Below are 25783 nucleotides of genomic sequence, written 5' to 3'. Positions count from 1 at the left end.
CTACTCCTGGACGATTTCCAGGTCCTCGTCGTCGTCCACGTCGCTTTCCTCGTCCTCTTCGTCCTCGTCATCAAAGACCTGGAGCGGCGTGACCTCGTTGTAGGCCTCATAGAGTGCGTCTTCGTAAACTTCGAAGGCGTCTGCAACTGCAAAGAATGCCGCCTCCACGGAGGGATCACCGTCTCCGCGGCGGTTGGATGCTGCTATAAGGTGTTCTTCCAAAGCGGTGGTCAAGGACTGAAGCGCGACACGCGGATCGATGCTCATGACTTCACGTTAGCCGGAAAAGGACGAGAATGGAGGGCAAATGAAGGAACAATTTCTCACCAGTTCGGTCCAGCGGGAACGGGACTATTTGAGGCAGTACGAGTACCTCGTGCTGACGGTCAGCCCTGTCGATTCCCTGCATGAGGCACGGCGCCGCCTGGTGGAACACTCCGAGTACGGCAAGTGGGAGCTGGAGCGCAGCAAGCTGTACGTGGGCGGAGGACGGCGCTTTTGGCTGCGCCGCCGGGTGCTGCAGGTTCAAAGGACCGTTTAGGTCAATCCTCCAGCGGACCCAGCCAGGCGTTGGCCACGGTGTTGTGGGCAGATTCGTCATCGGACGGATGGAACATGCCGGCAAGGACGTCCCGGTAGAGCCGCTCCAGTTCCGATCCCCGGAAATAGCTGGATCCCCCGCTGACGCGGATGGCCAGGTCCACTACGCGCCGCGCCGTTTCCGTCGCGTTCACTTTCAACCCCACCAGCTTGGGGAACCACTGCTGGCCATGGTCCACCAGGGAATCCACGTCGGCTGCGACGGCCCGCAGCTGCGGGTAGAGGTTATCCATGGCCATTGCCGCCTCGGCAACCTTCCAGCGGATGTCGGGGTCCTGCGCGTAGCTGCGTCCGCCGTTCTTGAAGGAGGTGCGGCGCTTGACGTTCTCCACGCCCAGGGCCAGGGCCCGCTCCCCCAGCCCGGTGTAGACGGCGGCGAGCAGCGTCTCGAAACAGGCAAAGATCGCGAAAACCAGGGGATCGCGGCTGGGGCCGACGGGGATCCTGCGGAAGATGCGCTCCGGCGGAACGCCGGCGCCGTCCAGGACGGTGGTGCAGGACTGGCTGGCCCGCATCCCAAGCGCGTCCCAGTCGTCGAGGATGCGGTAGCCGGGCGTTTGGCGCGTGATGAAGCCGTGGACCAGCTCCCCCTCGCCGTCCCGGCCGGAAGGGTCCTTCCCGAAGATTCCCAGCCTCGTCCACGCCGGTGAGAGGCTGGTGAAGATCTTGGTTCCCGTGAAGGAGTAGCCGCCGTCCGGCAGCGGCGCGGCCGTGGTCCGGGAGTCGAACAGGACCGAGTCGTTGCCGGCTTCCGAGTTGCCGAACGCGAAGATCTCGCCGTTGGCCGCTTCCTTGCGCACAAAGTCCAGGGATCCGTCGCCGCGGGCGCCGAGGACATGCGCGACGCCGGTCCACACCAGGTGCATGTTGACGGCCAGCGCGGTGGCCGGGGCGGCCGTTGCCAGCCTCCGCTGGCACTGCGCCGCCGCCTCAAGGCCAAGCCCTGCCCCGCCGTCGGACCCTGGAACGAACAGCTTCAGGTAGCCGGCCGCCGCGAGGTCCTTAAGGTCCTCATGGAAGAAGGCGTTGTCCCTGTCATACCCGGCGGCGCGGCCGCGGATCTGCTCCAGCAGCTCCTCCGGCAGGATCTCTTCCGGCGTCATGGCAGCCTGGCTCAGTAGTTGGTGAGGAGGGTGTTGAGCACCCTGGCGCCGAACTTGAGGGAGTCGGCAGGTACGCGCTCGTCCACGCCGTGGAACATGCCGGTGAAGTCCAAGTCATCCGGCAGCATCAGGGGCGCAAAGCCGTAGCCTGTGATGCCGAGCCGGCTCAGCGACTTGTTGTCCGTGCCGCCGGAGAGAGTGTAGGGCAGCACCTTGGCGCCCGGGTCTTCGGAGTGCAGGGCATCGATCATGGAATCCACCAGGTTCCCGGCGAAAGGGACCTCAAGGGAAACGTCCTTGTGCACGTAACTGACGTCAACGCCGGCGCCCGCGAGGTCGCGAACGATCTCCAGGACGTGGTCCTGCTGGCCCGGAAGTGTCCGGCAGTCGATCAGGGCCTCGGCGGATTCGGGGATGACGTTGTGCTTGTAGCCGCCCTTGAGCAGGGTGGGGTTTGTGGTGTTCTGCAAGGTGGCGCCCACAAAGCGGGCCACCGTGCCCAGCTGGCTCAGCAGGATGTCCGGATTGTCGGCATCGAACTCAACGCCGGTGAGTTCGGTCACACCGTCCAGGAACTGCCGGGTGGTGGGGGTGAGCTCGATGGGCCACTTGTACTCGCCGATGCGCGTTACGGCTGCGGCGAGCCGCGTTACGGCGTTGTCGGTGCTGATCTGTGAGCCGTGGCCCGCCCTGCCGTGGGCCACGAGGCGGAGCCAGGAGATGCCCTTCTCCGCTGTCTGCAGCAGGTACGTGCGCTGCCCGCCGATGGTGGCCGAGAAGCCGCCCACCTCGGAGATGGCTTCCGTGGCGCCCTCGAACAGTTCCGGGCGCTTGTCCACGGCGTAGCGGGCTCCGTAGGCGCCGCCGGCTTCCTCATCCGCGAAGAAGGCGAAAATGATGTCGCGTTTCGGCTTTGTGCCGGACCTGGCAAAGCTGCGCAGGACGGAGAGGATCATGGCGTCCATGTCCTTCATGTCGACGGCGCCGCGGCCCCAGATCAGCCCGTCCTTCAGTTCGGCTCCGAACGGGTCTACGGACCACTGGTCCCGCAGCGCAGGCACGACGTCCAGGTGGCCGTGCACCACCAAGGCGCTGGCGGAGGGATCCTCACCGGCCATGCGCGTCACCACATTGGCGCGGCCCGGTGCGGACTCGAAGATTTCCGCCGCAAGGCCCACTTCCTCAATCAGCCCCGCGGCGTATTCAGCCGCAGCCCGCTCGCCCGGCCCCGAACCGTCACCGTAGTTTGACGTGTCTATCCGGATGAGTTCCTGGCAGATCCGGACAACTTCATCCTCGGGCAGGACGTCAGGCATGGAAAGCTCCTCACTGGATTGGCGGGTTGGAACGGTGCTGAATCGTTGCCCTCAGCCTACCCACTGGGGCCGATTCCATGTTTCCCGAAAGTTCGTGTTAGAGTTTTTCTCGCTGCTTCGGAGAAACGCGAAACGCTGAAAGGCGGAAACGTTCACCGAATACCACCTGCGCGGGTGGCGGAATGGCAGACGCGCTAGCTTGAGGTGCTAGTCCTCGAAAGGGGGTGGGGGTTCAAGTCCCCCTCCGCGCACACAGGGAAAACCCCGGATTCCATCCCAGGAATCCGGGGTTTCTGTGTCTCCAGCCATGCCTTCACCACGAACCGCTTTTTGTCGTTCATGATTGGCGGCATGGGGAAGGGATTTTCCGGCCGGGCCACGTTCTTAGCCGCGCTCATCGGAGTGTCGGGAGTCGCTGGCGGGGTCTGGTTACTCTGGGCCAACTTTTGCCTGTGGACCTGCACCATATTCCAGAGCACCGCCTTCGACTGGGGCCTGGCCCTGACGGTGCTCGCCTTGTTGCTGCTGGTGGCTTCCCAGATTTTCGCGGTGGGTGCGATCCGCAGACGCGACGGGAAGCCGTGGGCGGTCGCGGCCCTCTGCCTGGCCGGCGCACCTGTGGCATGTGGGCTGGTGGGGGCTCCGCTGGCCTACTTCGCCCTTGGATTCTGATGGCCTATGCCGGTTGCCTTCAAGGAAGCGGCTCTGACGCTTTCTTCTGTCCGTCCCACCGCTTGGGCAGGACTCAGTGGCGGCAGCCGGCCAGGATCCCGGCGAGGGCGTCGTGCTCGGCCTGGGTGACCCACAGCTGGTACTTGGCCTTGACGGCGGTTTGACGCACTACGTACTCACAGCGGAAGGCCTTGTTTGGCGGCAGCCACGAGGCAGCATCCTTGTCTCCCTTCGCACCGTTGGTGCCGCCGTCCGACGCCATCAGGTTCAGGGGGTCGTTGGCGAACTGCTTCCGCTGTTCCGTTCCAAGCTGCCGGGCCCCCTTCTGCCAGGCGTCGCTTAGCGGAACGAGGTGGTCAATCTGGACGGCGGAGCTGGTCCCGTCGCCACGGACGAAGTTTATGGTGGTTCCGGTGTACTTATCGGCCAGAACGCCTGAGGCCACCACGCAGTCGTGCGTTCCGGGCTTGAACGTCTCAGCTTCAAGGTCGCGGGCGAGGATGTCGTTGCGGGTGTCGCAGCCGTTTCGGTCGACGTCGGCCCACGCCGGACCGAACTCTTCCCGGGTGTATCCCGTCCTCGGTGCGCGGCCCTTCACCGGAATCGTTTCCAGCTGCGAGAGCGCAGCAGCGGCCGCATCCCCCTCGTAAGCCGGATCGGCTCCAGGACCTCCGGGAGGTTCAACAGCGGCTTCCGGACTTCCTGCCAGGACTTCGGCAATTTCGCTTCCTGCCCGTGCTGCCGCTTCACAGCCGGCGAGCGCGCCTGCCAGCAGGAGGCCGGTCAGGACGGCAGATGTGGTGGCGGCGGACCTGTTGATGGTTGTTTCCTTCGAATAATTGGGGTTCCCTCCACGCTACCCGGACTGTCATCCGGCCCAGGGCAGGCTTGGGCATTGTGCCGGTCACACCGCCGTGCCCATGGCAGGGCAGGTGGGAACGGTGCAGTATGAGCTCATGGAGGAACGTCCGACGGCGGTCGCCGGCAATGGCCACATCGTCCTGCTGGGCGATTCCATCTTTGACAACGGCGCCTATGTCGGTGGCGGGCCTGCCGTCATCGCCCAGCTGAGGCAGGAACTTCAGGGATGGCAGTGCACGCTCCTGGCGGTCGACGGCGACGTGCTCCCCGGCGTTTCCCGGCAACTGGCTGCACTGCCGTCCGACGCAACCCATCTGGTGGTAAGTGCGGGCGGCAACGACGCCCTGGGCTATGCGCCACTGCTGCAGGAGCGTGCGCCCTCCGTCGGTGATGCGCTCGCGTTGCTTGGTAAAGCCCGGGAAGGATTTGCAGCGGACTATGAGGAAATGGTGAATCAGGTCGAAGCGGCCGGCCTGCCGTATGCGGTATGCACTATTTATGACACTCCCCCGTCAGCGCCCGGCAGGAATGTCATCGAGGCAGCACTGTGCCTCTTCAACGATGCCATCGCCAGGGCCGCCTTTTCCCGCGGTGCTGCCCTTATCGACCTTCGGCTCATCTGCAGCGAGGACGCGGACTACGCAAACGTGATCGAACCGTCATCACAAGGCGGACGGAAGATCGCCCGGGCCATCGCATCCTTCACGGCGGCAGCGAATCGGGAGGCAGCCTCAATCGTGATCGTGCGCTGAGAGCGGCGGCCGGCCTGCCCCGCGCCTGGGTGTCCGCTGTCAGTGCACCCGCAGCCTGCGGGGCCGGTGGCGCCTGGTCCGTTCCTCCGGCCGGGAGTCGTGCACAGCCGGGCGGTACCTGACCCACCGTTTCCCTGACCGCCTGGCTCTCCGCTCCTGACGCCGGGCCTTCCGTTCCGGGCGGTCTATCCGGGACAGGATCGCGAACGTTCCAATCATCCAGAGGAACGCCACTGCAAGAACCAACGCAATCTCAATGTCAGCGCCCATAACCCATCTTAGGACTTTGCCGCCCCGTGGAGGAGCCCCAAAAGGACCGGTTCACGTGCCCGCCAGCGCTACAGCAGACCCAGCCCGCCGACCGCGGCGAGGACATCCGGCACAGTGACTCCCAGCAGTGCAGGGTCGGGCTGGTCGGCAAAAGTGTCCCCCCGCCGCAGCTCCGCACGGGTCAGGACAACGTGCGGTCCTGGCGGGGGCCCCCAGATCTCGGGCGGGGCTGGTCCAAAAAGCACCACCGACGGCGTGCCATAAGCCGACGCGAGATGTGCAGCGCCGGTGTCAGCTGAGATCACCAGGCGCGCGGCAGCGATGGTTGCAGCGAACTCCCCCAGTCCAAGCCGCCCGGCCAGCACCGCTCCATCCGGGAGGCCCGCACGCCGGCAGACGTCAACCGCCCTGTCCCGTTCCCCGCTGCCCCCGGTGAAGACAACGTTGTGTCCTGCCGCATCCAGCGCTGCCGCAACAGCAGCGAAGCGATCAGCGGGCCAGAGCCGGCTGCCGTAGGCGGCGCCGACATGAAGGACCGTCGCATCGGGAACCGGGCTGGGTACATGCGGTGTGTTCAAGCCCACGTCCAAGGGGTCGGCGTCGATCCCGTGCCATTCCAGGAGCCTTACCCACCGTTCCCGCTCATGCAGTTCTGCACGCCAGGGCGGCCCGTCCCTGTGCCCGCTGCGGTGGCCGATGGTCTGCCGCGCCTTGAGGGCTTCGATGCGCCCTTGGCTTTCCGGGCCGCTGCCGTGCAGGTTCACTGCCACGTCAACGACGCCCGCTTCCAGGGCCAGCGGCTCGTCCAGGCCGTGGGTGGGCAGCAGCTCGTAGCCGCCGACCAGCCCCAGGGCCTGCGAGAGCCAGCCCTGGGCCGCGTACCGCAGCCGGTGTCCGGGGAACGTGCGGCGAAGGGCCTTCAGGGCAGGCACCGCAACCAGCAGGTCCCCGAGCTTCAAGGCCCGCAGGACAAGAAGCTCCGGCTTCCTGTCCACGCGGATGTCCGGGCCCGTCTCCGTGGGAACGTCCGTGCCGCTCATGCGTCCACTTTCGTCAACTCGGTGGCTGCCAGGCTGCGTACATCCTCGTGCACCTCCCGCACCGCAACACCGGCCACCGCCGAGTCATCGTGCGGGCACCGCGGCGCCGTCCAGCCAACCTGGGTGATGTCTATCCCGCAAGTGGGGCAGGCGGTCACCCAGGAGGCGTGGATGCGGTGGAGGCTCCTGCCCAGCGCTCCGGCATTTATGACGTTGCCCGCCCAGAAGATCCCCACCGTCGGAACCCCAAGCGCCTGGGCAAGGTGCCGCGGTCCGCTGTCATTCCCCACCACTACGGCGGCGCGGACCAACAGTGCCACGAGCCCGCCCATGTCAAGGTCCCCGGCGAATGAATGGACGTGGGCGGCGGCTGCCTGCTCCACAACCTGTTCGGCAAGGGCGCGTTCGCTCTCATCCCCGATGACCGCAACACGGAAGCCATCCGCGGCGCATGCTGCCGCAAGTTCAGCGAACCGGCCGGCGGGCCAGCGCCGTCGGGGATCAGTGGCGCCGGGATGCAGCACCACCCAAGGGCCGGCGCCGTCGTCGCGCATTACGGCGGCGGCGGAAGCGCCGCTGTCCGCCGGCGCCAGACGGGCCTCCAGGTCAACGGGGAAAGCGCCGGCCATGCCGGCCACCTCCAGCGCCCTGAGTGGTTCGTGCTGGTAGTAGACATACGGAACCGTCCGCTCGAGACTGGCAGCGTCGGATGTCCGCGTGCCTACCGTGTGCCGGGCCCCCAGCCGAAGCAGGAACGGATTTGAGTACCGGCCACCGCCATGGAGCTGGACGGCCAGGTCGTACCGGCGTCCGCGCATGTCATCAAAGAACGCGTCCAGCTCCGCCGGGTCCTCCTCTCCCGGGCGGACGCCTTCAGCGTGTGGCAGCATGCACACCTCATCCACCGGGCTCTTGGTTGCGGCAAACAGCGCTTGGTGCACGGGAGTTCCCAGCAAGGTAAGGGTTGCGGCGGGGTAGGCTGCCTTGAGCGCGGCCATGGCGGGTATGGCGAAGATCACGTCGCCGAGCCCTCCGCCCCGCAACACTGCGATCCTTGACACGGACTCGAATTTCTCCAGGACAGGACCAACACCGGTACCCACCCGCGCCGAACCACCGAATTCCGCAGTGAGCTGCTCCACGTGCACCCCTTACCAGTAGTGCGGACTGCACCGTTTGCGGCGCCATCCGCTGCCATGCAGCCCTATTTCGCCGCTAACACCGCAGGCTGCCTCCTTTGAACCATTACCCAGGGGACGGTCAATATACTCCGGCTATTGGGGAATACCCGCATGATGCTGTACGTTTCATACGCGACAGGCGAACCAAAGAAAAGAGAAGCACCTAAAGTGGCAACCGATTACGATGAACTGCGCTCCGACGTCAAGGAATCGCAGGACAACTCTCTCGAGCAGCTCCAGTCAGCAAATGCTCCCGACGCACGCAGCGTTGTGCTGGAACTGGATGAGGCTGACGGGCTTGACGGCGCCGGCGTGCCCGGAGGCGAGTTCGTGGCCGAAGAGCTCGTGGTACAGGTCATCCCGCAGGCTGAAGACGAATTCACCTGCTACTCCTGCTTCCTGGTCCGTCACCGGTCCCAGATTGCGCGCCAGAAGGATGGCCACAGCTACTGCACTGAGTGCGAAGGCTAGTTAATACAGCCGACGTGGGGCTGCGGGAACGTCCGCAGTCCCGTCGATCCTGAGGCACGCCCGGCAGTCGGCGTGCCTTTCGGTTTTAAGCCTGCACCCAGCCAGCCCGGGTACCGTGGCGGCTATGGCTCACCACGACCCTGCGGGCGAGAGGCCCTGATGACGACGCCCGGAGACCCCTGGGATACATTACTGGCAGCATTCAGCCGCGCAGATCCTCCCAACGTGACACTGACGGAACTGGCACTGGCGGTGATGACAGCTGCCGCCTTGTCAGTGCCCCGCCGCTCCTGGCGGTACTTCGGCCTGCTGGCCACGGCCACGCACGAGATGGGGCACGCTGTTGCTGCGGTGCTGAGCGGCCAGCGACTGGCCGGGATCCGGCTCCTCCTTGACCACTCAGGCACCACCACCACGTACAGCCGCAGCAGGCTCGCCACCGCCTGGTCATGTTTTTGGGGGTACCCAGTACCGGCACTGGTGGGTGCGGCGTTCGTGTGGTGCGGCTTCAACGGGTGGGGACCGGCGGCAATCTCAGGCGGCGCCGTGTCCCTGGCTGCCTCGCTGGTGTTCCTCCGGAACCTCGCCGGCGTCGTTATCACTTCGGCCGCAATTGCCATCGCCCTGGCCCTGATCCTCTTTGTGCCGGCTGCCTTTGTTGGCCACGTGGCTGTCATCCTGGGCCTGGCACTGCTGGTGGCTGCCGTGCGCGACCTCATCAAGCTCACCCATGTGCACCTGCGCCGCCGGGACCGGCTGGCCAGTTCCGACGCATACCTGCTCTGGCGTGCCACGTCCGTTCCCTCCGGCGTCTGGATCCTTCTGTTCGCGGCCCTGGTGGCCGGCTCGTGGCTGTGGGCCTGGCAGCCGATCTCCACTGTCCTGCCTGCGGAGCATAGGGTGGTCCCATGACCCAGGAAACGGACACCACGCAGCAGGCGGAAAAGGCACATGCCTTGGGAAAGAGCGCAGAACACAGCACCCGCGGCGCCTACGTCACAGGTGGAGCGGAGTTCAACCGCGACACCAACTACATTGAGGACCGCATCACGAGGGACGCAACTCCGGGTCCGAACGGCGAACCGGGCTGGCCGGTGGAAGCTGGACGGTACCGGCTGATCGCGGCGCGTGCCTGCCCCTGGGCCAACAGGACCGTCATCGTCAGGCGCCTGCTTGGCCTCGAAGACGCCATTTCACTGGGACAGCCGGGTCCCACCCACGATGCCCGTTCGTGGACCTTTGACCTCGATCCAGGCGGGACGGACCCCGTCCTCGGTATCGAACGGATCCAGGACGCCTACTTCAAGAGGTTCCCGGACTATCCCCGCGGCATCACCGTTCCCGCGATCGTGGACGTTGCCAGCGGTGCCGTGGTGACCAACAACTTTCCGCAGATCACGCTGGACTTTTCCACCGAGTGGACCGAGTTTCACCGCGCAGGGGCGCCGGACCTGTACCCGGAGCATCTTCGCGAAGAAATCGACCAGGTCAATAAACGCGTCTTCACCGAGGTCAACAACGGTGTTTACCGCTGCGGTTTCGCAGGATCCCAGGAAGCCTACGACTCGGCCTACGCCCGGCTGTGGACAGCCCTGGACTGGCTCGAAGACCGGCTCTCGGGGCAGCGCTACCTGGTGGGTGACACCATCACTGAAGCCGACGTGCGGCTGTTCACCACACTTGCCCGGTTCGATCCCGTCTACCACGGCCACTTCAAGTGCAACCGGCAAAAACTCAGCGAGATGCCAGCCCTGTGGGGCTACGCACGGGACCTGTTCCAGACGCCAGGCTTCGGCGACACCATCGATTTTGTCCAGATCAAGCAGCACTATTACATCGTCCATGAGGACATCAACCCCACGGGCATAGTCCCCGCAGGACCGGATCTGAGGGGCTGGCTGGAGCCCCATGGCCGGGAAGCGCTGGGGGGCCGCCCCTTCGGGGACGGGACACCGCCCGGGCCCGTAAGGGCAGGGGAAGAGGTCATGCCAGGGCACGGGGCGGACGCCGAAGGGCAGTAAGCGTTTTCTGGATAAGCTGGGTGCCATGCATAGACATCACGGCTTCGTAGCGTCCGGTTTCAACAACGTCCTGGAACTGTTCGATACATTCCTGCGCGAGGATCCGCAGTACAGTGCACAGCTGGCCGTCTACAGGGACGGGGTCCCGGTCGTGGAACTGACGGGCGGGCCGGACATGGCGCCGGACACGTTGACGGGGGCGTACTCCTGTTCGAAGGGAGTGGCTGCCATGGTCATTGCTCTACTGGTTCAGGACGGCCTGCTCGACCTCGACCAAACCGTAGCGCACTACTGGCCGGAATTCCGTGTGCATGGCAAGGACCGCCTCCTGGTCCGAGAGGCTTTGTCGCACCAGGCCGGGCTCATGGGCATCGAGGGCGGCTTCGGGCTGGACGAGTTCACCACCCCTGCCGCCGCGGCCCGGCTGGCCAGGGCTGTTCCAACCTGGCAGCCCGGCCGGCAGTTTGGCTACCACGCGCTCACCATCGGGATCATCATGGAAGAGCTGTGCCGGCGCACAGCCGGGGAAACCCTGCAGGAGATCTATGAAGGGCGAATCAGGAGCCCGTACGGTATCGACTTTTTCCTTGGGCTGCCTGAGGAACAGGAGTACCGTTACCGCGACGTCCTCTATGCGGCCGGACCGGTGGAGCCCTGGCTCGATCCGCTCAGCCTCGAGGGCCTGAACAGCAACGCCCCGGTCAGCACCATCATGGAGCTTCCCAATATCCGCCCGGTCCGGGCCGCGGGGATGTCCGCGGCAGGCGGCGTGGGAGCAGCCTCGGGCCTGGCCCGCCTCTACGCGGCAGCCACCACCGGAATCCAGGGCGGCGAACCGTTCCTCACCGCAGCCACCGTCGAGCAGATGTCGCAGGAACAGGTGTGGGGCCTTGACCGGTCCTCAGGCCTGGACAACGCGTTCGCCGTCGTGTTCATGAAGCCGCACCCGTCGCGGAGCTTCGGGAGCCATCGCGCGTTCGGGCATGAGGGCGCCAACGCGGCGCTCGGGTTCGCGGATCCTGCCTACGGCCTGGGCTTCGGTTACATTCCGCGGCGGCAGGAGGACGGAAGAACGCCCGGCCGTGCCCACCGGCTGGCGGCAGAGGTGCGCCGTTCAGCGGCAGATCTGTCCTGAACCGCACCCCGGGCACACTGTGCCCGCCTCCCTGACCAGCACCTTTGTAGGCAGCCGCCGGGGCGCCGTAGGGTGGTACGAATGCGCCAGTCTCAAGCACGCCCGGATACCAGGTGGGCCAGGGGGACCCTTTTTCTCAAACAGGCGGTGTCCGGCCTGTCGTCGGCCTTTGCCGCGCAGCGGCTGCAACTGGCGGCCAAGGCGGCTTTTGCAGCCGGACTGGCCTTCGCCATCGCACCGCATCTGCCCGGAGCTGCTGCGAACTATCCCTACTACGCCCCCCTGGGTGCGCTGGTGGCGATGTACCACAACGTTGCCGGCTCGGTACGGCAGGGCCTCGAGGCCCTTGCCGGACTCGCAGTGGGCATCGGCCTGGCGTATGTGCTGGTTACCGTCACGGATCCGTCGCCGCTCGCCGTCGCGCTGATCATGGGAATAGGCGTCCTGCTTGGGGGCCTGCCGGGAATCGGTTCGGGCAGTGACTGGATTCCGACGGCGGCGCTGCTGGTTTTGCTCGTGGGCGGCAGTAATCCGGACGACTTTTCGTTCGGTTACCTCCTGCAGATGGGCTTTGGAGTCGCCGTTGGGATCGGCGTCAACTTCCTGATCTTTCCGCCGCTGCACCTGAACGCCGCCGCGGCCAGCCTGGATGAGCTCCGCCAAGCCCTTGGCCGCCAGCTCACCGACATGGGGGCGGCCCTAAAGGAAGAATGGCCGCCCAAACACGAGGACTGGTCAAGCCGTTCAGACGAACTGGCGGAGGCGGCCCGCTCAGTCCGGCACCTGGTCAAGGAGGCTGACGCAAGCCGGCGGGCCAATCCGAGGCGCAAACTGCACCCCCGCGACGTCGATCTTGATTACCGGAACCTGCGCGAACTGGAGAGGGTGACCTTCCACATCCAGGACATCACCGACGTGCTTTCGGACGTGATCTGGGAGAGCGAGGCACCCTACAGCGTTCCCCTGCAGGACACCGGTCCGCTAGCCGATGCTTTGTCAGCCACCGGCAACCTTCTCCGCTCGTTCAGCGACGACGACACCTCCGCGCAGGACGGCCATTTCGGGGCGGCAAAGGAGGCGGTGGAAGCCTGCATGGCTGCCACCGCCGGAAGGGATGCGGAGCAGGGAATGGTCCCCGCGTCCGAATCGGTCCTGCTGAGCCTCCACCGCATCCTGCGCGCTGTCCGGACACGCGACTAGAGGGCGCTGACCGAACCGCTGAAGTGGCGGCGCCCCGACCTGGGATTCCATGCCACGAAACTGGAACGCGTCCGCGCGCCGGAGTCCCCTTCTTCGGTATTGATCTCCAGGGCAACCATGCCGGGAAGAAACACCGGGGAGTCGAAATCCACATCCCACGTGAAGGAATCGCCACGGGACGGGCCGACGTCGGCGAGCGCCCTGGCCGCCAGGTACATGCCGTGGGCTATGGACCGCCGCATCCCCAAAGCCCTGGCGGAAAGCACGCTTAGGTGTATGGGATTGAAGTCACCCGATACCGCCGCGTAAGCCCGGCCGGTGTCAACACCAAGCTGCCAGATAGCGGTGGGGTTCGGCGCCTTGAATTCCGCCCGGGCGGAGGCCGGGGACGGTTTGTCGATCCCGGGCAGGAAGACTCCCTTGGCCAGGTAGGTGGACACCCCCCGCCAGGAGGCCTCGGGTGCCCCTGACAACCGCACATCCGCCACCACGTCCACCACCGTCCCCGCACGGTGACCCCGGAGATTTTCCACCCTGGCGGAGACGTCCAGGCTGTCGGTGAAGAGTACCGGGGAACGCTGTTGCACGCTGTTCCGAAGGTGGATCATGCCGAGCAGGGGCAAAGGGAAGTCGTCCCTGTTCAGCACGCTCATGGCCAGCGGAAAGGCGAGTGCGTGGATGAACCCGGCAGGCAGCACGTCGCTGGCCGTCTCGCCGATCAGGTGCTGGTACGCGGTGAGCGTGGCAACGTCCACGCTGACCCCGCGCACTTCATGGCTTTCGGCCGGCAGGACGGATCCATCCTGGCTGCCCAGCAGCCGGCGGCGTGCGGCCTGGGCAGCGGCGTTGACGTAGAGCTTGGACAGCGAGGGCATTTCCCCCAGGATGACCGGCTGGGCGGGCATCATGCCCCCACCATGTTCTGCCCGCAGACCCGGAGCACCTCGCCGTTGATGCCGGCCGCTGCATCACTGGCAAGGAAGGACACGGCTTCGGCAACATCCGATGGCAGGCCGCCCTGCTGCAGGGAGTTCAGCCGCCGGCCGATCTCGCGGAGGGCAAACGGGATTCTGGCGGTCATCTCGGTTTCTATGAACCCCGGGGCCACCGCATTGATGCTGCCGCCGAGCGCGGCCATGTGCGGAGCGGTGGCCCTGACCATTCCCATCACCCCGGCCTTGGACGCCGCATAGTTGGTTTGCCCCCGGTTGCCGGCAATGCCGCTGGTTGAAGCAACTGACACTATGCGCGGCGATTCCCGGAAGTGCTTTGAGGAAAGGAGAGCCTCGTTGATGCGGAGTTGCGCGGCTATGTTGATGCTGATGACCGAGTTCCACCGGGGCTGGTCCATGTTGGCCAGCAGTTTGTCCCGGGTGATCCCGGCGTTGTGGACCATGATGTCCAGGCGTCCGTGGCGCTGCGCGGCGTGCTCAACAATGCGTTGTCCCGCGTCCTCCCTGCTGATGTCCAGTTGGAGCGCGGTCCCCCGCACCTCGTTCGCAACCGCCGCCAGCTGGTCGCCGGCCGCGGGGACGTCCACGAGGACCAGGGTTGCGCCGTCGCGGTGCAGGGTGCGGGCGATGGCCGCTCCGATGCCGCGTGCCGCTCCGGTCACCACCGCTATCTTGCCGGCCAGCGGCTTGTCCGGGTCCCCGGCAAGTTCTCCGGAGGTGCCGGACACGGTCACAAACTGCCCGTCCACGAATGCCGAACGGCCGGAGAGGAAGAATCGGAGGGCTGCCAGGGCGCTGGGGCTGGTCGGCTCGATACCGTCCCTCAGGATGATGCCGTTGCCCGTGGCGCCGCCCCGAAGTTCCTTGGCCAGCGAGCGGAGGAACCCGTCAACCCCCTGCCTGGCAGCGGCAGCTGCAGGCGAATCGGCGTCCGACGCCGGCCGGGAGACCGTGACGACGCGTCCGCCGGCGGCAAGGTCCCGCAGGGAAGCCGCTGCCGGGAGAATCGGCTTCTCGAGGTCCTCGGGGTGCGCCACTTCATCCAGCACCAGGATGATGGCACCGAGTTTTTCGCGCGGTACGGCGTGCCGCCGGACATCAAGGTCCCAGGAAAGCAGTTCCGCGGACAGGGCATCGGCACCCGCCGTGCTTCCCTGGACCAGGATGGGGCCGTTGATCAAGGGCTGCCCGGGCTCGTAGCGGCGAAGGACCGCGGGCTGGGGCAGGCCGAGCTTCTTGGCCACATTCCTGCCCGGGCCCTGGTTAACCAGTTGTGCGTACTTGTCTGTCACCGGAACCTCCTACAGTGATTCGAGAACAGCGACGACGCCCATGCCGCCGGCCGCGCAGACCGAGACCAGTCCGCGCGCGGGCCGGCCGGCGGTGCTGCCCGTGGCATGCAGCTGCTTGGCCAACGAAGCCACGATCCGGCCGCCGGTGGCGGCGAAGGGATGGCCGGCAGCCAGCGAAGACCCGTTTACGTTCAGGCGCGACCGGTCAATGCTGCCGAAGGCGCCCTGCAAGCCAAGGCGGGTACGGCCGAACTCCTCGTCCTCCCAGGCCGCCAGGGTGCCGAGGACCGTGGCTGCGAATGCCTCGTGGATTTCGAAGAAGTCAATGTCCGCCAGTGTGAGGCCCTGGCGGGCCAGCAGCCGGGGCACGGCGAACACGGGGGCCATCAGCAGGCCGTCCTTGCCATGGACAAAGTCCACGGCCGCGGCTTCCGCATCCACCACGGCAGCGAGCTTGGGCAGGTCGCGGGCGTCTGCCCAGGCCTCGGAAGCCAGCAGGACCGTGGACGCCCCGTCGGTGAGTGGGGTGGAGTTGCCGGCAGTCATAGTGGCCGCAGCACCGAGGTTCTTGCCGAAGACCGGCTTCAGGGTAGAGAGCTTTTCGAGCGAGGTGTCTGCACGGAGGTTGCCGTCCCGCACCAGTCCCCGGTAGGGCGTGACGAGGTCATCGAAGAACCCTGACTCGTAGGCGGCGGCGAGGTTCCTGTGGCTGTTGTAGGCCAGATCGTCCTGGGACTCGCGGGAGATCTTCCACTGCGCCGTGGTCAGGGCCTGGTGCTCGCCCATCGAAAGTCCGGTCCGGGGCTCGGCAGTGCCGGGTGCCAGCGGGGCGAGATCCTTCGGCCGCAGCCGCCCGAGTACCTGCAGGCGCTGCGTAAGGGTCTTGGCCCGGTTGAGGTCCAGGATCACCTCGCGGAGGCCCTCGCTGACCACGATCGGAGCATCGGACGCCGAATCCACCCCGCCGGCGATTGCGGAATCGATCTGGCCCAGCTTGATCTTGTTGGCCAGGCCCACCACGGTCTCCAGCCCTGTGGCGCACGCCTGCTGCAGGTCATAGGCAGGGGTCTCGGCGGAGAGAGCGGAACCCAGGACCGCTTCGCGGGTGAGGTTGAAGTCCCGGGAGTGCTTGAGGACGGCGCCTGCGGCCACTTCGCCGATGCGCTCGTCCTGGAGGCCGAAGCGCGCGATCAGGCCGTCAAGGGCGGCGGTCAGCATGTCCAGGTTGGAGGATTTTGCGTAGGATCCGCCGGCGCGGGCAAACGGGATCCGGTTCCCGCCGACGATCACGGCCCGGCGGGTGGCAGGGGTGCCTGCCGTGCGGGTGTTTGGGTCTTCGGGTCCGGTGCTGGACTGTCCGTCAATGGACATGGGTTCTCCTCGGGTCACGTTCGGTTACCGATACCCAGCGTACCTGATACGCTGGGTATCGTGAACATCACCCACACGGACCCCCCGGATGCCTCTGTGCCAGGCAGCCCCGACGGACGTTCTTCGCGCTGGCAGAGCCATCGGGAGGAGCGCCGGAGGGAGCTGATCAAATCGGCACGGCGGGCTGTGCACCTGCTGGGAAGTGACGCCTCCATGGAGGAGATTGCCGCTGCTGCAGGAACCTCAAAGTCCGTGTTCTACCGCTACTTTGGCGATAAGGCCGGGCTCCAGCAGGCAGTGGGTGAAGTGGTCTTAAGCCAGATGCAGCGCAGGATCAAGGAAGCCGCGCAGAGCGCCCATACCCCCCGTGAAGGGCTTCTGGCCATGGTCTCGGCCTACCTGCAAATGGCGGAGACCAGCCCCAACGTCTATACGTTTGTCACCCGGCATGGCAGCGGCGACCCGGAGGGTTCATCGGGAGCTGTCTCCGGGGCGCTGGGGCACTTCTTCGACGCCATTGCGGAGATGATCGCTACGCCCATGCGGTCCCACCTGGGGGACGGCAAGCACGCCGTGATCGGCTACTGGCCGAAGGCCGCGATTGGACTGGTACGGAATGCCGGCGAGCAATGGCTCAGCACGCCGGACTCCCCCGCCAAACCTGACCAGGAAGCAATGGCACGCCAGATCACGGCCTGGCTCTGCGTCGGCATAGCTCCCGAGCTCACCCCGGCCGCGCGGGAATGACCTAACTCCAATGCAAACCACCAAACACTGTCAGCACCAACGAAGGACATTGACATGACTGAAGTAGTGGACCGTCCCACAGGCAAGGGGAAGCGCCCGGAAGCACCGCAAAAAGCGGTCCCCGGCACCGCTGCCCGGCCCCAGCCCGCCGTCGACGTCGAAACGCTGGGCAAGCAGCTGCTCGGCAAGTGGGCGGCCGTCCGGCTGCAGGCCCGGGACCTTGCCGCACGCCCCGAGCTTCACAAGATTGAAGGCCTGACCCACACCGAGCACCGGACCAGGGTGTTCGGACAGCTGAGGTACCTTGTGGACAATGAGGCGGTGCACCGCGCCTTCCCGGCAGCCTTGGGCGGCGCCGACGACCACGGCGGAAACATCGCCGGCTTCGAGGAACTTGTGGTGGCCGATCCCTCGCTGCAGATCAAGGCCGGCGTGCAGTGGGGCCTGTTCGGCTCCGCCGTCATGCACCTTGGCACCGCCGAACACCATGCGAAATGGCTTCCCGGCATCATGAACCTGGATATCCCGGGCTGCTTCGCCATGACCGAGACGGGACACGGCTCCGACGTGGCCAGCATCGCGACCACGGCCACGTACGATCCGTCCACTGAAGAATTCGAGGTGCACACGCCGTTCCGCGCCGCCTGGAAGGACTACATCGGGAACGCGGCCAACGACGGACTGGGCGCCGTGGTGTTCGCCCAGCTTGTCACCCGCGGCGTCAACCACGGCGTACATGCCTTCTACGTGGACCTGCGGGACCCGGAAACCAAGGAGTTCCTGCCCGGCATCGGCGGCGAGGACGACGGCATCAAGGGTGGACTCAACGGAATCGACAACGGGCGGCTGCACTTCACCAACGTCCGGATCCCCCGGACGAACCTCCTGAACCGCTACGGCGACGTAGCCCCGGACGGCACATACACCTCCCCCATCGCCAGCCCGGGCCGGCGGTTCTTCACCATGCTGGGAACCCTTGTCCAGGGCCGGGTGTCGCTGGACGGCGCCGCCGTGGCTGCGTCCAGGGTGGCCCTGACGGCGGCCATCCGATACGCAACCGAGCGCCGCCAGTTCAACGCCTCCTCCCATACGGACGAAGAAGTCCTGCTTGACTACCAGCGCCACCAGCGCCGGCTGTTCACCCGGCTCGCCACTACCTACGCAGCGGGGTTCGCCCATGAGCAGCTCCTGGAGAAGTTCGACGACGTCTTTTCCGGCGCCCACGACACCGACGCCGACCGCCAGGACCTGGAAACACTCGCCGCCGCACTGAAGGCCCTGAGCACTTGGCATGCGCTGGACACCCTGCAGGAATGCCGCGAAGCCTGCGGCGGTGCCGGCTTCCTGATCGAGAACCGCTTTGCGTCGCTGCGGGCCGATCTTGACGTCTACGCCACGTTCGAGGGCGACAACACCGTGCTGCTGCAGCTGGTGGCCAAGCGCCTCCTGGCCGACTACGCCAAGGAGTTCCGGAACGTGGACTTCGGGGTACTGGCCCGCTATGTGGTGGGCCAGGCAACCGGCGCTGCAATCCACCGGACAGGACTGCGGCAGGTGGCCCAGTTCATGGCGGACACCGGCTCGGTGCAGAAAGCCGCCATCGCCCTCCGTGACGAGGAGGGCCAGCGTGCCCTCCTTACGGACAGGGTGCAGACCATGGTGGCGGAAGCGGCAACAGCCCTTAAAGGCAGCAACCGGCTTTCCCAGGAAAAGGGCGCGGCACTGTTCAACCGTCACCAGAACGAACTCATCGATGCCGCCCAGGCGCACGCCGAACTGCTGCAATGGGAGGCCTTCACCGACGCGCTTCGCGAGGTGGAGGACCCAGGCACCAGGACGGTGCTGACGTGGCTGCGTGACCTCTTCGGCCTGTCGCTGATTGAAAAGAACCTGTCCTGGTACCTCATGAACGGCCGCCTTTCCATGCAGCGGGCCAGAACGGTGGGTGAATACATCAACAGGCTGCTGGTGAAGATCCGCCCGCATGCGCTGGACCTCGTGGACGCCTTTGGCTACGGCGGCGACCACGTGCGCGCCGCAATCGCGACCGGTGCGGAGAAGAAGCGGCAGGATGAGGCGCGGGCATACTTCCGCAGCCAGCGGGCAAGCGGCCAGTCCCCGGTGGATGAGAAGGTCCTGCTGGCCAGGACCGCTGCGGCGAAACGGAACTGACGGCCAACGGCCTAATGAACGACGGCGCCGCCCCCTCGTGAGGGGAGCGGCGCCGTCGTAATTAATAGCGAGGGGTCGTTAGCCGTGGGACGGCAACACCGAGCGGTACACGTCCAGGGTGGTCTCGGTGATGGACTCCCAGGAGAAGTGTTTCTCGGCGCGCAGCCGGCCGGCCTGGCCCATGGCGCGTGCCCGCTCCGGATCAGACACAACCTCGGTGAGGGCGGCCGCGAATTCGGTGACGAACTTCTCCGGATCAAGGGGGGTCCCGGTGCCGTCGGTGACCTGCTCAAGGTCCACGAGGAGGCCGGTCTGGCCGTGCTCCACCACCTCCGGGATGCCGCCGGTGGCGCTGGCCACCACTGCGGCGCCGCAGGCCATTGCTTCCAGGTTCACGATGCCGAGGGGTTCGTAGATCGAGGGACAGGCGAACGCGGTGGCGTGGCTGAGGACCTGGATGAGCTCGTGCCGGGGCAACATGCGCTCAATGAGCACCACGCCGGTTCGCTGGCTCTGCAGGTCCTCGATCAGGCGGGCAGTCTCGGCAGCGAGCTCGGGGGTATCCGCTGCGCCCAGGCACAGGACCAGTTGAACATCGGCGGGCAGCTTCGCGGCAGCCCGCAGCAGGTAGGGAACGCCTTTTTGGCGGGTGTTCCTGCCCACGAAAACCACGCTGGGTTTGGCCGGATCAATGCCCAGGGCGCGGACGGCGTCGTCATTCTCGTCGCGCTGCCACAGCTCGACGTCAATGCCGTTGTGGACCACCTTGACCTTCGCGGGATCAACATCCGGGTAGCTGCGCAGGATGTCCTGCCGCATACCCTCGGAAACAGCGATGATGGCTGCCGCAGCCTCATAAGCCGTCTTCTCCACCCAGGAAGAGAGCACGTACCCGCCGCCGAGCTGCTCCGCCTTCCAGGGGCGCAGCGGCTCCAGGCTGTGGGCGCTGAGGACATGCGGGATGCCGTGCAGCAGGGATGCCAGGTGCCCTGCCATGTTGGCGTACCAGGTATGCGAATGGACCAGGTCCGCGCCTTCCACGTCCGGGACGATCCGGAGGTCCACCCCGAGGGTCTGCACCGCGGCGTTGGCCCCGCCAAGGTCCTCAGGCACCTGGTAGGACGTCACGGTGGCGCCATGATAGTCGGTATCGCGGGGAGCGCCAAAAGCACGAACCTGCAGGTCAACATGCTTACTAAGCACCCTGCTCAATTCGGCTACGTGGACTCCGGCGCCACCGTAGATCTCCGGCGGGAACTCTTTAGTCACAATGTCTATTCGCACAAGACCCAAGGTAGTCCTTCACGCTTAACTGTTCTAGTGTGAAGGAGTCCGGGCATGCCGGACTGTCTTGGGGAGATACGAAGGCGTACAGGAGCGACCATTATGCCGTTGAACAAAAGAGTCCTGGCCATTGTCCTCGCAGGGGGCGAGGGAAACAGGCTGATGCCGCTGACGGCTGACCGGGCCAAACCCGCGGTCCCCTTCGCCGGGAGTTACCGCCTGATCGACTTTGCGCTGTCCAACCTGGTGAACTCCCGCTACCTGCAGATCGTGGTGCTGACGCAGTACAAGTCGCACAGCCTGGACCGCCACATCTCCGAGACCTGGCGCATGTCCACCCAGCTGGGCAACTACGTGGCTTCGGTTCCGGCCCAGCAGCGCGTGGGCAAGAGCTGGTTCCTGGGCAGCGCAAACGCCATCTACCAGTCCCTGAACCTGATCCACGACGCCAACCCGGACATTGTTGTGGTGGTCGGCGCGGACCATGTCTACCGCATGGACTTCGCCCAGATGGTGGCCCAGCACGTCCACAGCGGCGCCAAGGCAACAGTGGCCGCTGTTCGGCAGCCACTGCACATGGCCAACCAGTTCGGCGTGATCGAAGTGGACCAGAACGATCCCCAAAAGATTGCCGCGTTCGTGGAAAAGCCTGCCACCACCCCCGGACTGGCCGCGGACCCGTCGCAGTTCCTGGCCTCCATGGGCAACTACGTCTTTGACGCCGATGCCCTGGTAGCGGCGCTGCACGTGGACGCCGAGCGGCTGGACACCAAGCACGACATGGGCGGAGACATCATCCCCTACTTCGTGAACCAGGGCGAGGCCGGCGTGTACGACTTCACGCTCAATGACATTCCCGGCTCCACCGAACGCGACCGCACGTACTGGCGCGACGTCGGCACCATCGACTCCTTCTACGACGCCCACATGGACCTGATCTCCCCGCTCCCGGTCTTCAACCTCTACAACTCGGAATGGCCCATCTACACCCGGCAGAGCATCTCGCCGCCCGCCAAGTTCGTCCGCGGCCAGAACAACACGGTGGGCACGGCCCTGGACTCGATCGTCTCCAGCGGCGTCGTGATCTCCGGCGGCATCGTGGAAGGCTCCGTCCTGTCCAACGACGTCTACGTGGCCACCGGCAGCCGTGTCATCGACTCGGTCCTGATGGACAAAGTGCAGGTGGGCGAGGGCGCGGTGATCAACCGGGCCATCATCGACAAGAACGTCAAGGTACCGGCAGGCGCGGCCATTGGCCTGGACGCGGAGCTGGACCGGGCCCGCGGCTTCAAGGTCACCGACTCGGGCATCACGGTGCTCGCCAAGGGACAGAACGTTCCCGAGCCCGGCGAGGAGGAACGGACGCTCGCTGCCAGGAACCTCCACCTCGTCCCGAACGCCGTGAAGGCGGCTGCAGACTTCCACCCCGGAGTGCGGGAGTCCGTGGACAGGGTCGCCCAGAACCACGCAGCGGCTGCTGCAGACTCTGCGCAGGGGGCGCGGATTTCCTGACATCGTTCAGCGGGCCGGCCCATCCCCCAGGGGGTGCGGCCGGCTTGATCTCAGGCTGTAAAATCGATACGGTGAGCTCCCCCGATCTGACCCCTGAGGAAATCCAGGCCTGCCTCAAGGTCCTGAATACCATCCATGCCTATGACGAGGAGCACCCGGACTATGTTTCGGTGCGGCGCGCCACGGGGAAAATGTTCAAGGCCGTCAAGCGGCACCGCAGGGTCACAAAGCGCGACCTGATCTCCGAGGCGGACCGGGCAGTCATTGCCCGGACGGCAACCGCCGCGCCGGACCGGATCGACGACGAGACCCGCGGGAACAAGCTGGCCACCTCGGCCACCGGCAAGGTTGCCGGGCACCTGATCCGCTCGCGCCCCTGCTACATCTGCAAACGGCACTACACCCAGGTTGACGCCTTCTACCACCAGCTGTGCCCGGAGTGCGCTGCCTTCAGCCACAGCAAGCGGGACGCCCGGACCGACCTGACCGGCCGCCGCGCCCTGCTGACCGGGGGGCGGGCCAAAATCGGGATGTACATCGCGCTTCGACTGCTCCGCGACGGTGCCCACACCACCATCACCACCCGCTTCCCCAAGGACGCCGCCCGCAGGTTCGCCGCCATGGAGGACAGCGGCGAATGGCTGCACCGGCTCCGGATCGTGGGCATCGACCTCCGCGACCCCGCCCAGGTCATGGCCCTCACGGACTCGCTCAATGAGGCAGGCCCGCTGGACATCATCATCAACAACGCGGCGCAGACGGTCCGCCGTTCCGGCAATGCCTACAAGCCGTTGGTGGACGCCGAGGATGAACCGCTTCCGGCCGCGCTGGAGCAGGCCAACGGCGGTCCGGAACTGGTGACGTTCGGCCACGCCCATGACAAGCACCCCTTGGCGCTTGCCAGCAGCGTGACAGAACACCCGGTCCTGGCCGGGGACGCCATCACGTCGCTGGCGCTGTCCACCGGATCGGCCTCGCTGGAGCGCATTGCGTCAGGAACGGCCATCGACGCGGGCGGGCTGGTACCGGACCTGGCCACCATCAACAGCTGGACCCAGGTGGTGGACGAGGTGGATCCGCTCGAGATGCTCGAGGTGCAGCTCTGCAACGTAACCGCGCCCTTCCTGCTGGTGAGCCGGCTGCGGGGAGCCATGAAGCGATCCACCGCCCGCCGGAAGTACATCGTCAACGTCTCGGCGATGGAAGGCCAGTTCTCCCGCGCCTACAAGGGTCCGGGCCACCCGCACACCAACATGGCCAAGGCGGCGCTCAACATGATGACGCGCACCAGCGCCCAGGAGATGCTGGACAGTGACGGCATCCTGATGACCGCCGTGGACACCGGCTGGATTACCGACGAGCGTCCCCACTACACCAAGGTCAGGCTCATGGAGGAAGGCTTCCACGCGCCCCTGGACCTCGTTGATGGTGCCGCCCGCGTCTACGATCCCATCGTTATGGGGGAGAACGGCGAGGACCAGTACGGCGTGTTCCTCAAGGACTACAAACCCAGCCCTTGGTGAGGGTAAGCTCGCCGCATGAGTGCCGAACCCGTATCTGAAGTGCAGAATCTTGAACACCATGAGTGCTGGGCCGTGCTCCGCACCGTGTCCGTCGGCCGGCTGGCGGTGCTGGTGGCGGGACGCCCGGACATCTTCCCCATCAATTACACGGTTGACCGGGGCACCCTGGTGTTCCGCACCAGCGAGGGCACCAAGCTTTCCGGCGCTTCGGAGGACGCCCCGGTGGCGCTGGAGGCGGACGGGGTGGACCCCAATACGGGACTGGCCTGGAGCGTGGTGGTGAAGGGCACGGCCGCCGTCGTCACCGGCACGGAGCAGGTCCTGGAAACCACCCAGCTCTTCCTCTTTCCCTGGCAGGCAGGGAAAAAGGACATCTTCGTCCGGATCACGCCGGACTCCATCACCGGCCGCCGCTTCAAGGTGACGGAACCCATGACCTGGTGGACCCAGCTCAGCGGCGCTGTGAGGACCGCGCAGGAGTAAAAGCCCGCGGGCCCGTCAGGCGAGCTGGGTGATTTCCACGCTGACGCTCAGGGCTGAACCGCCCCCGCCGGAAAGAATGCCCTTCAGCGGCGGCACGTCGCGGTAGTCCCTGCCCCGGGCCACCGTCACGTGGAAGTCGCCGGCCGGCTTGTGGTTGGTGGGGTCCCAGCTGCGCCAGTCGCCGTCCCACCACTCCAGCCATGCATGGGATTGGCCGGCCACGGTTTCGCCGATTCCGGCGCTGGAACGGGGGTGCAGGTAACCGGAGACGTAACGCGCCGGGATGCCGCAGCTGCGCAGCGCACCGATGGCCAGGTGGGCAAGGTCCTGGCACACGCCCTGGCGCTGCCCCCAGGCCTCTTCCGCGTTGGTGGTGACCGCGGTGGAACCGGACATGTAGGTCATTTCGCCGCGCATCCACTCGAACACTGCCATGGCGGCCTCGTGCGGGTTCTTCCCGGCCACGACTCCCGGGATGATGCCCAGGACTTCGTCTCCTGGCCCGCTCAGCCTGGACTGCGGAAGCCAGTCGCTGAAGGTGTTGAGCGTCTCGGGCGAGGCCAGGACGTCCCAGCCGGCAATGTCCGACTCCGACGGGATCTTCTCGGCCCGGTGGACCTCCACCGTGATGTTGGAAACAACTTCAAGGTGATCGTGCGGCATCTGCATGTCGAAGGCAGTAACCCGGGTGCCCCAGTAGTCCCGGTAGGTGCTCACGGCAGCCTGCGACGGCGAAACCTTGACCACGGACTCCAGCACCACCTGCTGGGAATCCGTCAGCGGCGTCATGCGGGCCTCGTTGTAGGACAGCGTGACCCTCTTGTTGTACTTGTAGGCCGTCTTGTGGACGATGCTCAGCCGGGTCATGAAACTTCTCCCACCCAGGCCAGTTCATCCGCCTGATTGAAGTACTTACGGGAAATGGCGTCCGAGGCCTGTGAGACGGCTTTCTGCACCCGCTCCATGTGTTCGGGCAACTCGGACATGAGATCGTCCGTCCGGTGGAACTCGAGGAACGTCCGCGCCTGCCCCACAATCCGCCGCGCATCATTGATGAAACCCACCCGCTGGGCGGAAGGATCAAGTTTTGCCAGGCACTCGTCGGCGTCCCGCAGGGCATAGACGATGGACCGCGGGAAGAGCCGGTCCAGCAGCAGGAACTCGGCAGCGTGCTGGTCTCCAAAGGCGGCACGCCGGGTACGCAGGAAGGACTCGTACGCCCCGGCGCACCGCAGCATGTTGACCCATGACATGCCGGCGGACAGCACGTCCCGGGTGGAGAGCATGCGGGCCGTCATGTCCGCCCGTTCCAGGGAGCGGCCCAGCACCAGGAAGAGCCAGCTTTCGTCGTGGCTGACGGTGGTGTCCGCCAGGCCGCTGACCATGGCCGTCCGTTCAAGGGTCCAGTTGCAGAACCGGTACGTGCCCACAACGTCCTTCCGGTGCTGGCTCAGCCCGTAATACGTGGTGTTCAGGCTCTCCCAGAGACCGGAAGAGACAGTCTCCCGGGCGCGCCGGGCGTTCTCCCGCGCCGCCCCGAGGGAACCGGCAATGGAGGTGGCGCTGGTTTTGTCATAGGCAAGCGCGTGGAGCAGTTCGGGCAGCCCGAAATCCTCGCTCTGCGGCCTGGCTCCCATGACCGCCAGGAGCTCCTGCGCCACGCTCTTGCGTTCCTCCATGGGGAGGTGGTTCAGGCGCTCCAGGTGGACGTCAAGGATCCGGGCGGTGCCGTCCGCCCGCTCCACATAGCGGCCGATCCAGAAAAGGGACTCGGCAATACGGCTAAGCATTCGCGGCTACCTCCTGCGTGCCCGAAACTGGAAA

The 25783-nt window shown here is 66.0% G+C and carries 25 protein-coding genes and 1 tRNA gene; 14 read left to right on the top strand and 12 right to left on the bottom strand.

What is annotated here, in order from left to right:
* A complete protein-coding gene (locus ACQ3DC_RS08490; protein ID WP_157242319.1) occupies positions 1–267 on the bottom strand; it encodes a hypothetical protein in 267 nt (88 codons plus the stop codon).
* Between the two features lie 40 nt (positions 268–307).
* Here ACQ3DC_RS08490 and ACQ3DC_RS08485 point away from each other — a divergent pair, with 40 nt between their 5' ends.
* Positions 308–541, top strand: coding sequence for a DUF5703 family protein (locus ACQ3DC_RS08485; RefSeq protein WP_157242320.1), 234 nt, complete (start codon positions 308–310; stop codon positions 539–541).
* Position 542: 1 nt separating this feature from the next.
* On the opposite strand, the gene ACQ3DC_RS08480 is transcribed toward ACQ3DC_RS08485, so the two are convergent.
* Both ACQ3DC_RS08480 and ACQ3DC_RS08475 read right to left on the bottom strand, forming a co-directional pair.
* Complete coding sequence (locus tag ACQ3DC_RS08480) at positions 543–1703, bottom strand: acyl-CoA dehydrogenase family protein (RefSeq protein WP_430751994.1); 1161 nt, start codon at positions 1701–1703, stop codon at positions 543–545.
* A gap of 11 nt (positions 1704–1714) precedes the next feature.
* Positions 1715–3019, bottom strand: coding sequence for a M20/M25/M40 family metallo-hydrolase (locus ACQ3DC_RS08475; RefSeq protein WP_157242322.1), 1305 nt, complete (start codon positions 3017–3019; stop codon positions 1715–1717).
* A gap of 168 nt (positions 3020–3187) precedes the next feature.
* Between ACQ3DC_RS08475 and ACQ3DC_RS08470 the strand changes: the two genes are divergently transcribed.
* Both ACQ3DC_RS08470 and ACQ3DC_RS08465 read left to right on the top strand, forming a co-directional pair.
* Positions 3188–3270 (top strand) — tRNA-Leu (locus tag ACQ3DC_RS08470).
* 100 nt (positions 3271–3370) lie between these two features.
* Positions 3371–3691, top strand: a complete 321-nt coding sequence (locus tag ACQ3DC_RS08465; protein ID WP_321213547.1) for a hypothetical protein — start codon at positions 3371–3373, stop codon at positions 3689–3691.
* Between the two features lie 73 nt (positions 3692–3764).
* On the opposite strand, the gene ACQ3DC_RS08460 is transcribed toward ACQ3DC_RS08465, so the two are convergent.
* Complete coding sequence (locus tag ACQ3DC_RS08460) at positions 3765–4289, bottom strand: HNH endonuclease family protein (protein ID WP_323057159.1); 525 nt, start codon at positions 4287–4289, stop codon at positions 3765–3767.
* A 358-nt stretch (positions 4290–4647) separates the two neighbouring features.
* Between ACQ3DC_RS08460 and ACQ3DC_RS08455 the strand changes: the two genes are divergently transcribed.
* Positions 4648–5304: an SGNH/GDSL hydrolase family protein gene (locus tag ACQ3DC_RS08455; RefSeq protein WP_430751993.1), complete on the top strand. Its 657-nt coding sequence runs from the start codon at positions 4648–4650 to the stop codon at positions 5302–5304.
* Between the two features lie 338 nt (positions 5305–5642).
* Here ACQ3DC_RS08455 and ACQ3DC_RS08450 read toward each other — a convergent pair whose 3' ends face one another.
* The gene (locus tag ACQ3DC_RS08450; RefSeq protein ID WP_430751992.1) at positions 5643–6614 is read right to left on the bottom strand and encodes a glycosyltransferase family 9 protein; all 972 of its coding nucleotides are present in this window, start codon (positions 6612–6614) and stop codon (positions 5643–5645) included.
* Positions 6611–7756, bottom strand: a complete 1146-nt coding sequence (locus tag ACQ3DC_RS08445; protein WP_430751991.1) for a glycosyltransferase family 9 protein — start codon at positions 7754–7756, stop codon at positions 6611–6613. Before ACQ3DC_RS08445 ends, ACQ3DC_RS08450 begins: the two co-directional genes overlap by 4 nt.
* Before the next feature lie 207 nt (positions 7757–7963).
* Here ACQ3DC_RS08445 and ACQ3DC_RS08440 point away from each other — a divergent pair, with 207 nt between their 5' ends.
* The 5 genes from ACQ3DC_RS08440 to ACQ3DC_RS08420 all read left to right on the top strand — a co-directional run bounded on the left by ACQ3DC_RS08440 (position 7964) and on the right by ACQ3DC_RS08420 (position 12622).
* Entirely contained in the window at positions 7964–8266 is a 303-nt protein-coding gene (locus ACQ3DC_RS08440; RefSeq protein ID WP_066275770.1) for a DUF4193 domain-containing protein, read from the top strand.
* Positions 8267–8425: 159 nt separating this feature from the next.
* Positions 8426–9178, top strand: a complete 753-nt coding sequence (locus tag ACQ3DC_RS08435; protein ID WP_430751990.1) for a M50 family metallopeptidase — start codon at positions 8426–8428, stop codon at positions 9176–9178.
* Complete coding sequence (locus ACQ3DC_RS08430; protein ID WP_430751989.1) at positions 9175–10287, top strand: glutathione S-transferase family protein; 1113 nt, start codon at positions 9175–9177, stop codon at positions 10285–10287. Before ACQ3DC_RS08435 ends, ACQ3DC_RS08430 begins: the two co-directional genes overlap by 4 nt.
* 25 nt (positions 10288–10312) lie before the next feature.
* Positions 10313–11422, top strand: a complete 1110-nt coding sequence (locus ACQ3DC_RS08425) for a serine hydrolase domain-containing protein (RefSeq protein ID WP_421093076.1) — start codon at positions 10313–10315, stop codon at positions 11420–11422.
* Between the two features lie 147 nt (positions 11423–11569).
* Entirely contained in the window at positions 11570–12622 is a 1053-nt protein-coding gene (locus ACQ3DC_RS08420) for an FUSC family protein (RefSeq protein WP_421093107.1), read from the top strand.
* Here ACQ3DC_RS08420 and ACQ3DC_RS08415 read toward each other — a convergent pair.
* Genes ACQ3DC_RS08415 through ACQ3DC_RS08405 form a run of 3 tightly spaced genes read right to left on the bottom strand, consistent with a single transcriptional unit; the run spans position 12619 to position 16238 of the window.
* Positions 12619–13530: a MaoC/PaaZ C-terminal domain-containing protein gene (locus ACQ3DC_RS08415; protein ID WP_157242329.1), complete on the bottom strand. Its 912-nt coding sequence runs from the start codon at positions 13528–13530 to the stop codon at positions 12619–12621. The genes ACQ3DC_RS08420 and ACQ3DC_RS08415 overlap by 4 nt on opposite strands.
* Entirely contained in the window at positions 13527–14867 is a 1341-nt protein-coding gene (locus ACQ3DC_RS08410; RefSeq protein ID WP_430751988.1) for a 3-oxoacyl-ACP reductase, read from the bottom strand. Before ACQ3DC_RS08410 ends, ACQ3DC_RS08415 begins: the two co-directional genes overlap by 4 nt.
* 9 nt (positions 14868–14876) lie before the next feature.
* Complete coding sequence (locus tag ACQ3DC_RS08405) at positions 14877–16238, bottom strand: acetyl-CoA C-acetyltransferase (protein WP_430751987.1); 1362 nt, start codon at positions 16236–16238, stop codon at positions 14877–14879.
* 60 nt (positions 16239–16298) lie between these two features.
* Between ACQ3DC_RS08405 and ACQ3DC_RS08400 the strand changes: the two genes are divergently transcribed.
* Positions 16299–16985: a TetR/AcrR family transcriptional regulator gene (locus tag ACQ3DC_RS08400; protein WP_370460734.1), complete on the top strand. Its 687-nt coding sequence runs from the start codon at positions 16299–16301 to the stop codon at positions 16983–16985.
* 54 nt (positions 16986–17039) lie between these two features.
* Complete coding sequence (locus ACQ3DC_RS08395) at positions 17040–19157, top strand: acyl-CoA dehydrogenase (protein ID WP_430751986.1); 2118 nt, start codon at positions 17040–17042, stop codon at positions 19155–19157.
* Between the two features lie 78 nt (positions 19158–19235).
* Here ACQ3DC_RS08395 and glgA read toward each other — a convergent pair whose 3' ends face one another.
* Positions 19236–20441, bottom strand: coding sequence for a glycogen synthase (gene glgA / locus ACQ3DC_RS08390; protein ID WP_430751985.1), 1206 nt, complete (start codon positions 20439–20441; stop codon positions 19236–19238).
* 102 nt (positions 20442–20543) lie between these two features.
* Between glgA and glgC the strand changes: the two genes are divergently transcribed.
* The 3 genes from glgC to ACQ3DC_RS08375 all read left to right on the top strand — a co-directional run bounded on the left by glgC (position 20544) and on the right by ACQ3DC_RS08375 (position 23959).
* Positions 20544–21953 (top strand): glucose-1-phosphate adenylyltransferase, encoded by a 1410-nt coding sequence (gene glgC, locus ACQ3DC_RS08385; protein WP_430751984.1) that lies wholly within the window; start codon positions 20544–20546, stop codon positions 21951–21953.
* Positions 21954–22024: 71 nt separating this feature from the next.
* Positions 22025–23476, top strand: coding sequence for an SDR family NAD(P)-dependent oxidoreductase (locus ACQ3DC_RS08380; RefSeq protein WP_321213533.1), 1452 nt, complete (start codon positions 22025–22027; stop codon positions 23474–23476).
* A gap of 15 nt (positions 23477–23491) precedes the next feature.
* A complete protein-coding gene (locus ACQ3DC_RS08375) occupies positions 23492–23959 on the top strand; it encodes a pyridoxamine 5'-phosphate oxidase family protein (RefSeq protein ID WP_157242334.1) in 468 nt (155 codons plus the stop codon).
* 15 nt (positions 23960–23974) lie between these two features.
* Here ACQ3DC_RS08375 and ACQ3DC_RS08370 read toward each other — a convergent pair whose 3' ends face one another.
* Together ACQ3DC_RS08370 and ACQ3DC_RS08365 are read right to left on the bottom strand one after the other, a co-directional pair.
* Positions 23975–24826, bottom strand: coding sequence for a transglutaminase family protein (locus ACQ3DC_RS08370; RefSeq protein ID WP_157242335.1), 852 nt, complete (start codon positions 24824–24826; stop codon positions 23975–23977).
* The gene (locus ACQ3DC_RS08365) at positions 24823–25749 is read right to left on the bottom strand and encodes an alpha-E domain-containing protein (RefSeq protein WP_013600945.1); all 927 of its coding nucleotides are present in this window, start codon (positions 25747–25749) and stop codon (positions 24823–24825) included. The genes ACQ3DC_RS08370 and ACQ3DC_RS08365 overlap by 4 nt, the downstream gene beginning before the upstream one ends.
* Positions 25750–25783 lie beyond the last annotated feature (34 nt).

This window comes from Paenarthrobacter sp. NEAU-H11, assembly GCF_050573415.1.
Taxonomy (GTDB): Bacteria; Actinomycetota; Actinomycetes; order Actinomycetales; family Micrococcaceae; genus Arthrobacter.
Note: the sequence above shows the minus strand (reverse complement) of the source record. Positions and strands in the feature narration are given on the sequence as shown.

Bases quoted from the DNA above. Each gene is read 5' to 3' on its own strand.
- ACQ3DC_RS08455 (WP_430751993.1), top strand. From the start codon at position 4,648: ATGGAGGAACGTCCGACGGCGGTCGCCGGCAATGGCCACATCGTCCTG.
- ACQ3DC_RS08490 (WP_157242319.1), bottom strand. From the start codon at position 267: ATGAGCATCGATCCGCGTGTCGCGCTTCAGTCCTTGACCACCGCTTTG.
- ACQ3DC_RS08480 (WP_430751994.1), bottom strand. From the start codon at position 1,703: ATGACGCCGGAAGAGATCCTGCCGGAGGAGCTGCTGGAGCAGATCCGC.
- ACQ3DC_RS08485 (WP_157242320.1), top strand. From the start codon at position 308: ATGAAGGAACAATTTCTCACCAGTTCGGTCCAGCGGGAACGGGACTAT.
- glgC (WP_430751984.1), top strand. From the start codon at position 20,544: ATGCCGTTGAACAAAAGAGTCCTGGCCATTGTCCTCGCAGGGGGCGAG.
- ACQ3DC_RS08365 (WP_013600945.1), bottom strand. From the start codon at position 25,749: ATGCTTAGCCGTATTGCCGAGTCCCTTTTCTGGATCGGCCGCTATGTG.
- ACQ3DC_RS08435 (WP_430751990.1), top strand. From the start codon at position 8,426: ATGACGACGCCCGGAGACCCCTGGGATACATTACTGGCAGCATTCAGC.
- ACQ3DC_RS08465 (WP_321213547.1), top strand. From the start codon at position 3,371: ATGGGGAAGGGATTTTCCGGCCGGGCCACGTTCTTAGCCGCGCTCATC.
- ACQ3DC_RS08430 (WP_430751989.1), top strand. From the start codon at position 9,175: ATGACCCAGGAAACGGACACCACGCAGCAGGCGGAAAAGGCACATGCC.
- ACQ3DC_RS08370 (WP_157242335.1), bottom strand. From the start codon at position 24,826: ATGACCCGGCTGAGCATCGTCCACAAGACGGCCTACAAGTACAACAAG.
- ACQ3DC_RS08375 (WP_157242334.1), top strand. From the start codon at position 23,492: ATGAGTGCCGAACCCGTATCTGAAGTGCAGAATCTTGAACACCATGAG.
- ACQ3DC_RS08395 (WP_430751986.1), top strand. From the start codon at position 17,040: ATGACTGAAGTAGTGGACCGTCCCACAGGCAAGGGGAAGCGCCCGGAA.
- ACQ3DC_RS08425 (WP_421093076.1), top strand. From the start codon at position 10,313: ATGCATAGACATCACGGCTTCGTAGCGTCCGGTTTCAACAACGTCCTG.
- ACQ3DC_RS08415 (WP_157242329.1), bottom strand. From the start codon at position 13,530: ATGATGCCCGCCCAGCCGGTCATCCTGGGGGAAATGCCCTCGCTGTCC.
- ACQ3DC_RS08405 (WP_430751987.1), bottom strand. From the start codon at position 16,238: ATGTCCATTGACGGACAGTCCAGCACCGGACCCGAAGACCCAAACACC.
- ACQ3DC_RS08450 (WP_430751992.1), bottom strand. From the start codon at position 6,614: ATGAGCGGCACGGACGTTCCCACGGAGACGGGCCCGGACATCCGCGTG.
- ACQ3DC_RS08475 (WP_157242322.1), bottom strand. From the start codon at position 3,019: ATGCCTGACGTCCTGCCCGAGGATGAAGTTGTCCGGATCTGCCAGGAA.